Origin of the sequence: Janthinobacterium silvisoli (assembly GCF_014200725.1) — a bacterium.
Classification (GTDB): domain Bacteria; phylum Pseudomonadota; class Gammaproteobacteria; order Burkholderiales; family Burkholderiaceae_D; genus Janthinobacterium.
In genome coordinates this window covers 501,417-516,142 of the sequence record NZ_JACHCL010000002.1, presented here as the reverse complement: position 1 = coordinate 516,142, position 14,726 = coordinate 501,417, and the positions used below count along the sequence as shown (strand labels likewise).

Sequence of the window (14,726 nt, the reverse complement as noted above, 5' to 3'; positions counted from 1 at the left end):
TTCTGAACAGGAGTCCCTCATGCATCAAGTCGATCAAGTTCTGTACACCGGTAAAACCCACACCACGGGTGGACGCGATGGGGTATCGCGCAGCGATGATGGCCGTCTCGATATCAAGCTGTCTTCGCCCGGTAGTGCAGGACTGGGCACGAACCCGGAACAGTTGTTCGCCGCTGGCTGGTCGGCCTGCTTTATCGGCGCGCTGGGCAAGGCGGCAGGCAAGTTGAAAGTCGCGTTGCCGGCTGATCTGTCGGTCGATGCCGAAGTGGACCTGGGCATGACGGGCGAGACCTATCTGCTGCAGGCGCGGCTCGGTATCCGCCTGCCCGGCCTGGCGCTTGATGTGGCCCAGGCCCTGGTCGACGCCGCGCACCAGACCTGCCCGTATTCCAAGCTGACACGCGGTAATATCAACGTGACATTGCAGTTATTGGCCTGATTTTTCTGCCGGGAGCAAACTATGTTCAAGAAACAGTCTGAAGCGATTAATGATCAACGCCGTCATCTGTTGACAGGGGCCGCCGCGACGGCTGGCCTGTCGATGGCTCAACTGCCTTTCATGCAGGTGGCGCAGGCCGCAGGTGCAGATGTGGACAGGCGCATGCTGCCGGCGCCAGCGCTGGCGCCCATCAAGCAGATACGCGCCGGCGAACTCGATGTCGGTTATTTCGAGGCGGGGCCTGGCGATGGAAAACCCGTGATCCTGCTGCACGGCTGGCCCTACGATATCCATAGCTATGCGGAAGTCGCGCCCATGCTGGCGGCGGTCGGTTACCGTGTGATCGTGCCCCATCTGCGCGGTCACGGCACGACGCGCTTCCTGTCTGACAGTACTTTCCGCAATGCCCAGCAAGCGGTGGTGGCGCTCGATATCATCGCCCTGATGGATGCCTTGCAGATCGAAAAAGCCATCCTGGCCGGCTATGACTGGGGCGCGCGCACGGCCAATATCATCGCGGCCCTGTGGCCGCAGCGCTGCAAGGCCATGGTGTCGGTGAACGGCTACCTGATCAACAACCTGGAGCGCAACAAGATTCCCTTGCCGCCGACAGTGGAGCATGGCTGGTGGTACCAGTTTTATTTTGCGACAGACCGGGGCCAGGCTGGTTACGAAAAGTACCGGCGCGAATTTGCCAAGCTGATCTGGAAGGTCAATTCGCCGACCTGGCAGTTCGACGACGCCACCTTCGAGCGCAGCGCGGCCTCGTTCGATAATCCCGATTATGTCCGCATCGTGATCCACAACTACCGCTGGCGCCTGAGCCTGGCCAAGGGCGACCCGAAATACGATGCGCTGGAACAGCGCCTGGCTGCCGGCCCCGTGATCGGCGTACCGACCATCACCATCGATGGCGATGCGGATGGCGTGGCGCCGGCGTCGGATGGCACGGCCTACGCCAGCAAATTTTCCGGCAAGCGCACGCACCGCATTTTCAAAGGCGTGGGCCACAACCTGCCGCAGGAAGCGCCGCATGAATTTGCCAGGGCGGTGATCGAGGTCGATAGTTATTGAACAGGACTTGCCAGCGCCTGCAATGACACGGTAGTATCGTTGCAGGCGCACCCATTGTGCCAACGTCGCTCGGACGGATCCGGGCGCTTACGTAAAGAGATACCATGACCGACAGCCAAACTCCGCGCAGCTTTTCGCGCATCAATCGTCTTCCCCCCTACGTTTTCAATATCACCGCCGAACTCAAGATGGCGGCGCGCCGCCGTGGCGAGGACATCATCGATATGTCGATGGGCAACCCCGATGGCGCCACGCCATCGCACATCGTCGATAAATTGATCGAGACCGTGAAGCGGCCCGATACGCATGGCTATTCCGCCTCCAAGGGCATTCCCCGCTTGCGCCGCGCGATTGCACATTGGTACAAGAAGCGCTACGAAGTTGATATCGATCCGGACAGTGAAGCCATCGTCACCATCGGTTCGAAAGAGGGCCTGGCGCACCTGATGCTGGCCACCCTGGACCGGGGCGACACGGTGCTGGTGCCGAACCCCAGCTACCCGATTCATATATGGGGCGCGGTGATTGCGGGCGCCGATATCCGCTCCGTGCGCATGGGGCCGGGCGTGGATTTCTTTGCGGAGCTGGAACGGGCGATACGCGAAAGCTATCCGAAGCCGAAGATGATGGTGCTGGGTTTTCCATCGAATCCGACCGCGCAATGCGTGGAACTGGAGTTTTTCGAGCGTGTGGTAACGCTGGCCAAGCAGCATAATATTTTGGTGGTGCATGACCTGGCGTATGCCGACATCACCTACGATGGCTGGAAAGCGCCGTCCATCATGCAGGTGCCCGGCGCGCGTGACGTGGCCGTGGAGTTTTTCACCATGTCCAAAAGTTATAACATGGCGGGTTGGCGCATCGGCTTCATGGTCGGCAATGCGGAACTGGTGGCGGCTTTGGCGCGCATCAAGAGTTATCACGATTACGGCAGTTTTACCCCCGTGCAGGTGGCGGCGATCGCGGCGCTGGAAGGCGATCAAAGCTGCGTGACCGAAATTTGCGCCCAGTACCAGCGCCGCCGCGACGTGCTGGTGAAAGGCTTGCACGAGGCGGGCTGGATGGTGGAAAAACCGAAGGCGTCCATGTATATCTGGGCGCATATCCCGGAAGCCTACCGCCACCTGGGTTCGCTGGAATTTGCCAAGCTGCTGCTGGAAAAGGCGAAAGTGAGCGTCTCGCCCGGTATCGGCTTCGGTGAATACGGCGATGAATATGTGCGCTTCGCCCTGATTGAAAACGAGTCGCGGGTGCGGCAGGCGCTGCGGGGTATCAGGAACATGCTCAGGGAACCTGCCGCCACTTAATTACAAGTTACATCTTGTAGTTCAGGCTCAACAAGATGCTGCGCGGGGCGCCGTAGCGCTCCAGGCCGCCGGACCAGGAATAACCGAGCGCCTGGTAATAGCGGCGGTCCAGCAGGTTATCGACGTTGAGCCGCAGCTGCAGCTTGTCATTGACCCGGTAGCCGGCCGTCAGGCCGAGCAGGGCATAAGTGCCCTGGCTGGTATAAAAGCCTGTATCGCTGCGGTAGATCTTGTCCTGAGCGTAGGCGGAAGCGCCTACGTTCCATTTGGCAAAGTCGCCGCCCAGCTGGTAGTTGGTGTATAGCTTGAACAAGTGTTTCGGTTCATCGGTGGCGATGCGCTGGCCGATATTGCTGGCAATGCTGTCCTTGATGTACTTGGCCATCACATAGGTATAGCCGGCCGATATCTGCCAGCCGGGCAGGGGCGAGCCCGATACCTGCAGGTCCAGACCTTCGCTGCGAACCTGGCCGGCCGCGCGCGAACAGGTGATTTTCCCGCCCGTCGGGCAGTTCTGTTCATCGGCCATGGCGCGATTGTTTTGCTCGATGCGGAACAGGGCCGCGCTGGTATTGAGCGCGCCGCCAAAGTATTCGCCTTTCACGCCCACTTCATAATTGGTGCCCGTCAGCGGTGGCAGGGTATTGCCTTTCACGTCGATGGCGCTTTGCGGCTCGAAAATCTGCGTGCCGCTGGCGTACAGCGAATGCTGCTGGTCCAGGTCATAGACCAGGCCCGCGTAAGGCGTGAACTTGGCGCTTTCTTCCAGGCTGCGCTTCCAGTTGGGCGGCGTTTCATACCAGCCCGTCACGTCTTGCGCATACCAGCCGAAGCGTCCACCGAGCACCATGTGCACGGAATCGGCCAGGCTGAAATTGCCGGCGGCATACACGCCTTTTTCATTGGTCTTGCGGCCCCAGGCATACAAGGGCGCGGCGTGGCCATTCATGGAAAACGCGCGCGGATTCCAGTGGCGGATATCGATCACGCGGTCGCTATCGTTTTCCCACGCCTGCGATGCCAGCGAGTCGTCATGGCGGTAGCTGGTGCCGATGATGAGGTCATGCTGGCGTCCGAACCAGTTGACAGGGCCGCTGGCGCGCAGGTCGGCTACCAGCTGCCTGGTGCCGTAATGCCAGCCCGTTTCCGATTGGCTCAGCAGATAATCCTCGCCATCGATGCGGCTGTTGGTAGTGTTGCGCGTGTTCGAGGTGGCGTCGATATGAGTGACGGCGAAACGTGCGCGCCAGCCGCCACTCAGGCGCTGTTCCAGATCGGCGAACAGCACGTTGTTGTCGCGGTTCTGGAACGAGTCGGCATTGTTGAAAAAACTGGAACGGGGCAAGTCCATATGGCGGCCATCGGCGAAAGTCGGCAAGCCGACAAAGAGGCCATTGGTGCGGCTGCGCTGCACGGAAAAGCCGATGCCCAGGGTGGTGTCGGGCGCCAGGTCCGCTTCCACGATGCCGTACAGGGTGGCATCCTTGTGCTTGACGATATCGATGTAGCTATCGCTGTCGCGCCAGCTGCCTGCCACCCGTCCCCGCACCGTGCCGGCGTCGTTCAGGGCGTTGCTGGCGTCCACAGTCAATTGCTGGTTGTTCCAGCTGCCAGCGCCGGCCGACAGGTTCAGCAGCGGCGTGGCGGTAGGGCGCTTGCGCACCAGGTTGATGCTGCCCGATGGTGCGCCGGCGCCTTCGAGCAAGCCGGTGGCGCCGCGCACCACTTCCACCCGGTCGTACATGATCATATCGGCCGAGACATTGCGCTCGTTGAAACCCGTGACGTCGAGCGGCAAGCCATCCACATTGACGTGGCTCAGTGCAAAGCCGCGTGCAAAATAGGTCGCTTCCTGGTCCGATACGGCTTGCCCCTTGCTGTAGATGCCCGGCGTGGCCTGGGCCACGTCTTGCAGGCTGGTGAGTTCGAAATCATCCATCTGCTGGCGCGAAATGATGCTGACCGTTTGCGGCGTCTGCCGCTGCGACAGCGACAGGCCGGTGGCGGTGCTCATGGCGCGCGTGGTGTAGGAGCTGGTGCCTTCAGTGCTGTTGTTGTCCGCCTGCGCGCTGACGGTCACGCCCGGCATGGTGGCCATCGCCGGTTCCGCGCCAGCCTTGCGCAGGCTGTAATTGCCATTGCCTTCCTCGACGATTTCCAGGCCGCTGCCATCGAGCAGTTTCTGGAAGCCTTCATACACCGTGTAGCGGCCTTGCAAGCCCTTGCTGTGCAAGCCGTTGACTTGAGCGGAGGCGGTGGCCACGCTGACGCCCGCTTCGATGGCGAAGCTTGACAGCGCCGCGTTGAGCGGGCCGGCTGGAATCTGGTACTGACGCTGGCTTGCCGCAGCGCTCTCGGCGGCTTGCGCCGATGGCGTCACGCTGGCCGTAGCGCAACTGGCAGCGATCAGCAGGGCCAGCGCGGCGCGCACGGCAACAGTGGTTGGATGTCTTTGTGGAGAATGCTGCAATGCCATGGAGTCCCTTTCGGAGGTTCAGATTTTTCTGCTTCTATCTGGTATGACGGAGCAGATCTGAAAAACGGACAAACTTTTCGAACTTTTTAAGCCGGCTCGATGGTGATCCACAAGCGCGTGCGCTGGCGCAGGCGGATCGGCAGGCTGCGTTGCAGCAGATGCAGGAGTTTGTCTGTATCTTTTAGTTGAAACGTGCCGGAAACGGGCAGGCTGGCCAGTTCGGGCGCGCAGCGCAGCACGCCGTGACGATAGCGTGCAATTTCCGCCAGCAGTTCAGCCAGCGGTGTATTGTCGGCCACCAGCACGCCCCTGGACCATGCGTCAAAGTGGGGCGCCAGCGGCAACGTGGCCGAGATGGCGTCTTCAGTAAAGCTGGTTTGTTCGCCAGCTTTCAGGATCCGCGCGGCGTGATCATGACTCCTGGGCCGGATTTCCACTGCGCCTTGCATCACGGCCACCTGCGTGCGTGGCTGGAACAGACCGTCATCGTGCCTGACGCTAAAACGCGTGCCGATGGCGCGGATGCGGCCTTGCTCCGTCTGGACCAGCAAAGGGCGCGGCGGGGAGGCGATATCGGGCGCCGTCTCGATATGGATTTCACCGCTGCGCAGGTCTATCAACCGCTCTTGCTGGCCATATGCGATATCGATGGCGGTGTCCGTGTTGAGCACGATGCGGGTGCCATCGTCCAGCGTCATGGCGCGGATTTCTCCCCTGGCCGTGCGCACATCGGCGCGCCATGCGGGGCCGCCCGCCAGGTGATCGGCACCCCATAGCAGCGGGCCGGCTGCGATCAGGGCCGCCAGGGTCTTGACGGTGCTGCGCCGCGTTTTTCTTATTGGACGGTCCAGCACGCGCATGCCGGCGGCAGGTGGCAACAGGCCCAGGCTGTGGCACAGCAGCTCGGCGCGCTGCCAAGCCGCTTCATGGGCCGGGTCGCTGCTGCGCCACGCTTGCCAGGCTTGCTGGTCTGTGATGCCGCAGTCTTCGGAGCGCAGCCGCACCAGCCATGAGGCGGCTTCGTGCGCCGCGCGCGGATCGATCTGTGCACTGGTTGAATTCATGCGATCAGCATGATGCAGCGCTCTATTGCCTGCACCAGATAACGCTGCACGGTGCGCTCGGATACTGCCAGGCGCGCGGCGATGTCGGCGTGGCTCAAGCCTTCCAGGTGCGACAGCAAAAAGGCGCTGCGCACGGGGGCGGGCAAGCCGTCGAGCATGGCGTCGATGCGGTGCAGGGTTTGCAGGATATCGAGCCGCTCTTCGGGCGACATGGCCGTCAGTTCCGGCACGTGGGCCAGGGTGTCCAGCCAGACTTGTTCCAGCGACAGGCGGCGGTAATGGTCGATCACCAGGCGCTGCGCCACCGTCGTCAGGTAGGCGCGCGGTTCGCGCAAGGCTGGCTGATGTGTGCTTGTCAGCAGGCGCACAAACGTATCGTGCGCCAGGTCGGCCGCCTGGTCTGCAGATTGCAGTTTGCCGCGCAGCCAGCGCAGCAGCCAGCCGTGGTGCTGGCGGTAGATCGCGTTGATGGGATCGGCGGGATCGCTGGGGGCGGAGAGGGCAAGGGTCACGATAGCTGGCGCTGGCATCTGCAGACAGGCATATTTTGCCGTCCAGAGAGATCTTTATTGAGAATAATTCTCATTATCGCAAAAATGCTGCATTTGCGTCAATCTCGTCACGGGCAGTGTTGCATGGTTCAGACACTGCCCCAGAGCAGCATCGTGGCTATGTTTACCCCCGCAGCAGGGCTGATTTGGCCCGCCACGCCCTTATTATCATTCAACCGTATTTCTATCATCACCAATATAAAGTGGTTCGATATGCTGCAACGCGACATACTGAACTTGTCTCCTCTATCTCCTCCAAGGAAATAGATTCAGCCCGCTCCCGTAGCGGGCTTTTTTTTGCCTGCTAGGTGTTCATAAGCAACTAGTTCATTATTTTTGAATCAATAGTTTGGCATCGGTTTCGCTGCCACACAGAAGGAATGCTGCTTAGTGCGCTTGCCCATGTGATGAAATTTCTACAGAATACACCTAGGTCAGCATCTTGAGACTTTGCACCACGTGTCTGTATAAGGCAAAAATGGTAGCACCATGTGCTATAATTTTTGAGGGTGAAATGAATAAAAAAAGAGTCTTCAAAACAAAGTCGTTTGCGCGATGGGCCAAGAAGATTCTTTCTGATGCCTTGCTTTGCCAAGCGGCGAGAGAGATTGAACGTGGCGAGTTTGAAGCTGACTTAGGCCAAGGGGTTTGCAAAAAAAGAATTGCTGTACCGGGTCAAGGGAAGAGTGGTTCGGCACGTTCGCTGGTGGCGAAGCAGCATAAATCAGCAATTTTCTTCCTTGCCGGTCGCGCGAAGAGCGACCCAGGAACGGATTTCTCCCCGAATGAGGAGGAGGCTGCAAAACTTGCCGGGAAATTATTGCAGGCAGCAACTGTTGTGAAGCTTGAAACCATGAAAACTGATGGCGTACTAATGGAGATTTGCGGTGAGCAAGAAAACAAATGCGGATAGCCGTGTGCTACGCGAACTGCTGGAAACTACCGCTGACTTGAGCGCATACGGTCTTGTGTCCAAGGCGGACATGGCGCGCATGAAGGCGTTGTGCGAGGCGCCGCCAGCGTATCCACCGCAACGGGTTGTTGCCATTCGCACTCAGGTTGCAAGAATGAGTCAACAAGTATTCGCTTCCATGCTTAATGTGAGTGTTTCCACGGTTCAAAAGTGGGAGTCTCCCACTGCGGAAAAGCATCCGAGCGGCGCCGCAGCGAAGTTGCTACAGATAGTCGAAACCAGGGGCATTGAGGCGATATTTGCTTGAGTGTGTTTGCGTCTTGTTGAAATTCCAGAAATAGCAGTGGGGCTCCAGCCTGACTGCTATTTTTTATTAGCTTGAGATAACTGTTCCGGGCCATGCTTATGAACACCTTGCCTGATGCCTTGTATTGTCAGAACTGATTGACGGACAAGGTATGCGTCAAGGCATGTATCGGCAACAGCGCAGCGCCCAGTGCAATCGAGCTGCGGCCCAGGTCCGACACGCGCACCACGCAGGCCGACCTGTGATCGCCGCGGATCAAACGGTCGTTGTTCAGCTTGCTTGATAGCCGGGTCAGTAGTGAGAACGGCAGCGAGCCCGATAACATGATTTCGGCCGGATCGAACCAGGCGATGGCACTGTTCAAGGCCGCCTCCAGCTGCTCGGCCGCCCGGTCCAACCAGCGCTCTATCACGTCTTCATAGGCGCGCGTCTGTTCATCGAAGTCCGCCACGGAATCGATTTCGCAGCCCGCCTCGCGCAACAGGGCCAGCAAGTCCAGGGTGGTAGGGCGGGGGAGGTCGCTTTTATACAGGATGCCGATTTCGCCGGCGCTGCCCAGGCCGCCGCGCAGCAGGCGCCCGTCTTCCATCACACCCGCACCCACGCCGTAACCGAGCAGGATAACGATCACGGTCGACGATTGCCGCACGGGACCGCCCCGGTAATATTCCGCCAGGGCCGCCGCATTGGCGTCGTTTTCCAGCATCACGCGCAGTCCCAGCGTGTCGTCCAGTATCTGCCGCAGCGGCACGTCGCGCCATCCGGGCAAGTCCGTCACCACATGCCAGCGTTTGCCATCGCGCGCCAGGGCAGGGCCAGGGATGCCGATGCCGACACCGAGAAAACGCTTGCCCAGCAAGCGGTGTTGGACCGACAGGTCGATGATGCGTTTGTCGAGCAGCTGGGCAAATTCCACCGGGCCGGGCGCGCCTATGGTTTCGGTGGTCATCGAGATCAGGCCGCCGGCAAAATCGACCAGTGCAATTTCCAGCACGCCTTTATGGATGGTCGCACCCACCGTGTAGCCGCCGTCCGGTGAAATCGTCAAGGGGATCGTCGGCCGGCCACGGCGCGGAGCTTCGGGCGACACCAGTTCCTCGACCAGTCCCAGATTCAATAACTCATGCGACAGCTTGGTGACCGTCGAGTTGCTGACATCCATCGCCAGCGACAGCTCGGTACGGGCCGTCGGCCCCTTGGTGCGCAAATGCCAGAGCAAGTGTTTTGCCTCTGAACTCAAGTTCAAACGTCCGATATTCATGGTGGGAATCCTGTCAAGCGCTATCGCCGTTGTTGGGTATAAGCGACATAATAGTTGATTTTTTATTTATTTCGCAAGTAATAAATAAAGCTGTCATATACCGTCAGTAATATCGCTGTTGACTATTTGTAACCACCAATTATCACAGAGGAAACCATGTCTAAAAGAAAGTCGACGCGTACCCAAGGCTGCGCCCTGGTCGCGTTATGCGCCATTGCTGCTCCCGTTCTTGCCCAGACGGCAACGCAAGATGCCGTTGCGCCAGCACAGCAGCAAGGTGTGGTGGCGCAGGAATCAGCTGCTGCGGCGCCAGCGTCGGACCAATCCGATGCATCGGTCGTGGTGGTGACCGGTTCGGCGCGTCCGCAGCGGCGTTTTGATGTGTCCTATGCCGTCAACGCGCTGTCGCAAAAAGAAGTGCAAAAGCTGGCGCCGCAAAACATGGCGGACTTGCTGGGCAAGCTGCCCGGCATCCAGGTCGAGGCGACCGGCGGTGAAGTGCAAAACATCACGCGCGTGCGCGGCATTCCTACCGACGACGGCCTGGCGCTGTTCCAGCAAGATGGCTTGCCGCTGTTCACCGAAATCAATGGCTTTTTCTTCCGTGGCGATAGTCTGAACCGCTATGACTTGATGACCAACCGCCTGGAAGTGGTGCGCGGCGGTCCGGCGCCCATCTATGCCAGCCAGGCGGCGGCCATCGTCAACAGCACCACCGTGACCGGTGGCGAACAAACCCGTGGCAAGGCGCAAGTGACCCTGGGCACGACCGGCCTGACCCGTGTCGATCTTATGCAGTCGGGCAAGATCGATGACCGTACCTATTACGCCATCGGCGGCTTCCTGCGCGAAGACCAGGGTCACCGCGACAACGGTTTCCCGAATGACCGTGGCGGCCAGATCCGCGCCAATATCAAGCGCGTGACCGATGCGGGCGTACTGAAGTTCAGCGTCAACTACCTGAACGACCATAACCAGTTTTATCTGCCGATACCGATTGCGGACCCGCGCAATCCGTCCGTGTCGCTCGATAAATACATCAATTATTTCGATGGCACCATGAATTCGCCATCGCTGCAAAACGTCACGCAGAAATACCGCGATAGCAATGGCAACCTGCAAACCGATCACCGCGACCTGGACAATGGCCGCCATCTGCAGTTTGGCAATGTCGGCGTGCAATTCGATGGCGACATCGGCGAGTGGCGCTTGTCGGCCAAGGGCGGCTATACCCAGGGCCGCCTGGATTTCGATGCCTACTATTCGACCTCGAATCCGGCAGACGCCACCGCGTTTGCCAATGGCTTTAAAAATGCCGCCACGGCGGCATTCGGCCCGGTCGATCACTTCGGTTACGCGATCGCCGGCACCAATGGCGCGCAAGTCTACAATCCGAACAGCGCTTCGGGCTTGGTGATGCAAGGGCAGTACCGCGCCGCCAGTTCCAGCTTTTACTCGGCCCAGAGCGACATCAACCTGACGCGCAACTTCCAGACGGCAATGGGTAACCATGACGTCAAGTTTGGCGTCTACACCAGTGCTTACGGCCAGACCAGCAAATCGGTCTACAACGATATGCTGACCGAAGTGGCGGGCAAGCCCCGTACGCTGGATTTGATCGCTTATGCGGCCAACGGTTCCATGCTCGGTTCCGTGACGGACAATGGCGTGCTGCATTACACGTCGACCCTGAACCAGGGCGACACGGACGCCAAGATGGGCGCGTTTTATGTCAACGACACCTGGGAAGTGAACAGCCGTCTGCGCCTGGACGCGGGCTTGCGCGCCGAGCGTTACCACTACAATGGTTATGCCTTGTTGACCAACCAGGTCAACCTGGGCGACCCGACCACCCTGGCCGACGACACTACCCGCGCCTTTACGGGAGCGCGTCAGGACCATACCTATAACACCACCACCAAGAACTGGACCGCCGGCGCCAACTACGATTTCTCGGAGCAGTTTGGCGGCTATGCCCGCATCTCGCACCTGGAAGTGCCGCCATCGCTGCAAGTGGCCGCCACCGTCGATCCGCTGGTGCTGACCACCAAGGCCGACCAGTATGAAGTGGGCGTGAAAGCCAAGGCGGGCCGCTCCTACCTGTACGTGACGGGTTTCTACACCAAGTTCAATCCGCTCAACGCTTCGTTTACGGCGTTTAATCCGGTCACGGGCCGCAATGATCAGACCGTGCCATTCTTTGGCCAGGCCATTGTCAAGGGCGCCGAGTTCGATGGCGCCTGGTATTTGACGAACCGCTTCTACCTGAACGGCTCCCTGACCTTGCAAGACCCGCAATACAAGAACTTTGTCAGCAGCGTGGGCGCCGATCCATCGCAAGTGGTCGGCAACCAGATCATTCGCGAACCCAAGGTGTTCGGCAATATCCGCCCCAGCTATAATTTCAATGTGGGCGACAAGCAAGTTGACGTCTATGGCAGCTACGCTTACACCGGTAAGCGTTATGTCGACTTTTTCAACGCAACCGAACTGCCCGCCTACCATTCCTTCGGCGCTGGCGTGACGGTGACACAAGGAGACTGGACATTGCAAATTGTTGGTGACAATCTGACGAACGCCAAAGGTTTGACCGAAGGCAATACCCGCACCGATACCCTGTCGGGCCAGGGCACCCAGCAAGCGATTTACGGCCGCCCCGTATTTGGCCGCAGCGGCCGCATCGTGCTGAGCAAAGCGTGGTGATGGGATGAAGCGTGCATTATTAGTGGCGGCATCCTTGCTGTCGATGGCGCAAGCTGTACAAGCCGCTCCGGTGCGTGATGCGCACTGGGCGCTGCTGGGCAATCAGCTGTTTCCTGCCATGCTGGACCTGGGCGCCAGCACGGCGCAAGAGGCGCCAGCCTTGCAGGATGTGCTGGCCAGGCGCCGGGTGCGTTTCGATGCTTGCCAGCATGAGACCGCATGCGTTTTGCGCGCTGCCAGCTGGAGCGATGCCGAGATCGCCAGCGTGGCAAGCCTGGCGGCCAAGCGTCCGGCCACGGCCTGGCGCAAGGTGTCGCTGGCCGATGATGGCGTAGCGGCCCAGCTGACGCGCGAGCTGCGTGGCTTGAACAGCATCATCGCCGTGTATGGGCAGGGCGCAGCGCCACGCTATCCGAAGATCGACGGTCCGCTGGAAGCTGTCGGCAGCAAGCTGTTCAATGATAGCGTTGCCGATGCCGTGCTGCTGGGTGAGGCCAGCGAAGAAGAGCCTGCGCTGGCACTGGATCCTAGCCTGGCGATGGCCCTGGCTTTGCTGGACGTCAATGACCGTAGCGAAGCGGTGGCGTTTGAACCACTCGAAGCGAAGTTCAATGCCGACGCATTGGCTCGCGCCAGGACGCTTGATTGGTCTCAATACCGCTACACGGCCATCGTGGTGCCGGGCATGGGGCCGGAAAACCTGGCCACGCCTTTGAGTGCGCGCGGCAAGTTGCGTGTACGTCTGGCGGCACAGCGTTTTGCGCAAGGCGACGTGGCATTCGTGATGATGAGCGGCGCTTCCGTGCATCCCAAGGGCAGCCGTTTTGTGGAAGCGGTGGAAATGCGCAAGGCCTTGATGGAGCGTTACGGCGTGCCTGCCGACCGCATCATTATCGAACCTTACGCACGCCACACGACGACCAATCTGCGCAATGCCACGCGCAGGCTGATCGCGCTGGGCGCGCCTTTGGGGCGTGACGGCCTGGTGATTACCGACGTGGACCAAAGCCGCTACATCGGCAGCCCGGAGTTCGACAAGCGCAACCTGCAGGAGCTCGGTTATCAGCCGGCAACTATCGGCGCGCGCATCTCGCCGACGGAGCTGGTGTTCCGGCCTGCCGCCGCCTCGGCGCGCATGGACCCTAAAGATCCGCTCGATCCATAAGCCTGTTTCCGATGAGATCGTGGTGAAACGCAAGGGGAGTGGCCAGACGGCTACTCCCTTTTTTTAAGGGCTGCCATCTTGAACACTGCATCTGATCACTTGCTGGGAACGCCGCAGTCGCGGACCTTGACGTATGCCTATGCGGGCGCGCATTTCGGCAAAAGCCTGTTCTGGTATGCCAGTGAAATCCTGTTTGCCTACTTTCTCACGGAAGTGGGCCACATCCCCGTGCGCTATATGGGGCTGATCCTGGCCCTCGGCTATTTTTCCGGTACGGCCGCCGACCTGGTCCTGGGCCTGCTGTTGCGCCAACGCCTGTCCCACGTGCTGCAGACTTGCCGCATGCAATGCCTGGGCGCCGTGCTCAGCGCCTTGACGCTGGTGCTGCTGTTTCTCTGCACCTATGTGCCGCCGGCCTGGGGCGCACCCTACGCCATGCTGACGGGCATCGCCTTTCGTATCGCTTACGCACTCTATGATTTACCGCAGAACGCCTTGCTCAGCCTGGCGACAAAGGATGCAGACAGCCGTTCGAGGGTCAGTTCCCTGCGCATCTTCTTCAGCGGCACGGCCTCGCTCTTGATTGCCAGCGCCATCGCACCATTGTTGACGTCCCGCATCGCCACCGGCCAGCCGGCACGCTTCCTGCTGCTGGTGTTTGGGCTGTCGCTGGCCGCCATCGTCTCGGCTGTTGTTTTGCTGCGGGCCATGCGCAAAGCCGGGCCTTTTCCGGCACAGCCATCCACGCCGGCGCCGCGGCCAAACTTGTGGCAAGCGCTGTGCGGCTTGCCGCCAGGGGTATGGATACTGGTGGCCATGATCGTGCTGATCTCGGGCGGCTGTGCCATGTTTCTCAAGTTGGAACCGTATTACATCGCCTACGTGCTCAAGTCGCCAACGTGGGGGACCTCGATCGCCATGATGGCCTCGCTGGGGGCGATCCTGTCGCAGTTTTTATGGCGTTATCTGCTGCTGCAGTCAGGCAAGAGCAGGGTCGATTGTCTGCTGCTGGCCACGGCGGGCTTGCTGGTCTCTATCGTGGGATTTTGGCTGGGAACACACGATTGGCCTTTGATCATGGCTTGCGCCCTGGGTTTTGGCATCTTCAGCGGCGGCTGCGGCACGGTATTGTGGGCCGCCTTTGGTGACATCGTCGCGGACAGCGCCAAGGCTGACGCAGGCCTGGCGTATGGCTTGATGACGGGCGCCGTCAAGATCGCGCTTGGATGCAACTGCCTGTTGCTGGGACAGCTACTCGGCGGCATCGATTACCGGGGAACCCAAAGCGGGCAATTGCCCGGCCTGATGTGCCTGCCCTTGATCCTGGCATGCCTGCTGGTGATGCTGCTGACCTGGCTATGGACACGCTGCGGCCTACCGGTCAGATATCAAAGATATCAATGAAACGCATTTCTATCATCACAACATACAATTGGATGGCGATGCTGCAATGCGTCATTATTGAG

The 14,726-nt window shown here is 59.9% G+C and carries 12 protein-coding genes; 8 read left to right on the top strand and 4 right to left on the bottom strand.

Annotated features, from left to right (window positions below):
• Nucleotides 1-19 precede the first annotated feature (19 nt).
• The 3 genes from HDE75_RS12465 (at nt 20) to alaC (ending at nt 2,820) form a co-directional block, all read left to right on the top strand.
• Nucleotides 20-439, top strand: a complete 420-nt coding sequence (locus HDE75_RS12465; RefSeq protein WP_183677359.1) for an organic hydroperoxide resistance protein — start codon at nt 20-22, stop codon at nt 437-439.
• Nucleotides 440-460: 21 nt separating this feature from the next.
• Nucleotides 461-1,513 (top strand): alpha/beta fold hydrolase, encoded by a 1,053-nt coding sequence (locus HDE75_RS12460; RefSeq protein WP_183677360.1) that lies wholly within the window; start codon nt 461-463, stop codon nt 1,511-1,513.
• A 104-nt stretch (nt 1,514-1,617) separates the two neighbouring features.
• Nucleotides 1,618-2,820 (top strand): alanine transaminase, encoded by a 1,203-nt coding sequence (alaC, locus tag HDE75_RS12455; RefSeq protein ID WP_183677361.1) that lies wholly within the window; start codon nt 1,618-1,620, stop codon nt 2,818-2,820.
• 7 nt (nt 2,821-2,827) lie between these two features.
• On the opposite strand, the gene HDE75_RS12450 is transcribed toward alaC, so the two are convergent.
• From HDE75_RS12450 to HDE75_RS12440, 3 genes are all read right to left on the bottom strand, one after another.
• Nucleotides 2,828-5,296 carry a TonB-dependent siderophore receptor gene (locus HDE75_RS12450; RefSeq protein WP_183677362.1) on the bottom strand — a complete coding sequence of 823 codons (2,469 nt, stop codon included), beginning with the start codon at nt 5,294-5,296 and terminating at the stop codon, nt 2,828-2,830.
• A gap of 86 nt (nt 5,297-5,382) precedes the next feature.
• Entirely contained in the window at nt 5,383-6,360 is a 978-nt protein-coding gene (locus HDE75_RS12445) for a FecR domain-containing protein (protein ID WP_183677363.1), read from the bottom strand.
• Entirely contained in the window at nt 6,357-6,890 is a 534-nt protein-coding gene (locus tag HDE75_RS12440; protein ID WP_183677364.1) for a sigma-70 family RNA polymerase sigma factor, read from the bottom strand. The genes HDE75_RS12445 and HDE75_RS12440 overlap by 4 nt, the downstream gene beginning before the upstream one ends.
• A 535-nt stretch (nt 6,891-7,425) precedes the next feature.
• Between HDE75_RS12440 and HDE75_RS12435 the strand changes: the two genes are divergently transcribed.
• Nucleotides 7,426-7,824, top strand: coding sequence for a type II toxin-antitoxin system RelE/ParE family toxin (locus tag HDE75_RS12435; protein WP_183677365.1), 399 nt, complete (start codon nt 7,426-7,428; stop codon nt 7,822-7,824).
• Entirely contained in the window at nt 7,799-8,131 is a 333-nt protein-coding gene (locus HDE75_RS12430; protein ID WP_300758663.1) for a helix-turn-helix domain-containing protein, read from the top strand. The genes HDE75_RS12435 and HDE75_RS12430 overlap by 26 nt, the downstream gene beginning before the upstream one ends.
• A 127-nt stretch (nt 8,132-8,258) precedes the next feature.
• On the opposite strand, the gene HDE75_RS12425 is transcribed toward HDE75_RS12430, so the two are convergent.
• Nucleotides 8,259-9,392 carry an ROK family transcriptional regulator gene (locus HDE75_RS12425; RefSeq protein WP_183677366.1) on the bottom strand — a complete coding sequence of 378 codons (1,134 nt, stop codon included), beginning with the start codon at nt 9,390-9,392 and terminating at the stop codon, nt 8,259-8,261.
• A gap of 156 nt (nt 9,393-9,548) precedes the next feature.
• Here HDE75_RS12425 and HDE75_RS12420 point away from each other — a divergent pair, with 156 nt between their 5' ends.
• The 3 genes from HDE75_RS12420 (at nt 9,549) to HDE75_RS12410 (ending at nt 14,664) form a co-directional block, all read left to right on the top strand.
• Nucleotides 9,549-12,095, top strand: coding sequence for a TonB-dependent receptor (locus HDE75_RS12420; RefSeq protein ID WP_183677367.1), 2,547 nt, complete (start codon nt 9,549-9,551; stop codon nt 12,093-12,095).
• Nucleotides 12,096-12,099: 4 nt separating this feature from the next.
• Complete coding sequence (locus HDE75_RS12415) at nt 12,100-13,260, top strand: YdcF family protein (RefSeq protein ID WP_183677368.1); 1,161 nt, start codon at nt 12,100-12,102, stop codon at nt 13,258-13,260.
• 78 nt (nt 13,261-13,338) lie between these two features.
• Complete coding sequence (locus HDE75_RS12410; RefSeq protein ID WP_183677369.1) at nt 13,339-14,664, top strand: MFS transporter; 1,326 nt, start codon at nt 13,339-13,341, stop codon at nt 14,662-14,664.
• The last annotated feature ends 62 nt before the right edge of the window (nt 14,665-14,726 follow it).

Bases quoted from the DNA above. Each gene is read 5' to 3' on its own strand.
- HDE75_RS12465 (WP_183677359.1), top strand. From the start codon at position 20: ATGCATCAAGTCGATCAAGTTCTGTACACCGGTAAAACCCACACCACG.
- HDE75_RS12435 (WP_183677365.1), top strand. From the start codon at position 7,426: ATGAATAAAAAAAGAGTCTTCAAAACAAAGTCGTTTGCGCGATGGGCC.
- HDE75_RS12440 (WP_183677364.1), bottom strand. From the start codon at position 6,890: ATGCCAGCGCCAGCTATCGTGACCCTTGCCCTCTCCGCCCCCAGCGAT.
- HDE75_RS12460 (WP_183677360.1), top strand. From the start codon at position 461: ATGTTCAAGAAACAGTCTGAAGCGATTAATGATCAACGCCGTCATCTG.
- HDE75_RS12425 (WP_183677366.1), bottom strand. From the start codon at position 9,392: ATGAATATCGGACGTTTGAACTTGAGTTCAGAGGCAAAACACTTGCTC.
- HDE75_RS12415 (WP_183677368.1), top strand. From the start codon at position 12,100: ATGAAGCGTGCATTATTAGTGGCGGCATCCTTGCTGTCGATGGCGCAA.
- HDE75_RS12420 (WP_183677367.1), top strand. From the start codon at position 9,549: ATGTCTAAAAGAAAGTCGACGCGTACCCAAGGCTGCGCCCTGGTCGCG.
- alaC (WP_183677361.1), top strand. From the start codon at position 1,618: ATGACCGACAGCCAAACTCCGCGCAGCTTTTCGCGCATCAATCGTCTT.
- HDE75_RS12450 (WP_183677362.1), bottom strand. From the start codon at position 5,296: ATGGCATTGCAGCATTCTCCACAAAGACATCCAACCACTGTTGCCGTG.
- HDE75_RS12445 (WP_183677363.1), bottom strand. From the start codon at position 6,360: ATGAATTCAACCAGTGCACAGATCGATCCGCGCGCGGCGCACGAAGCC.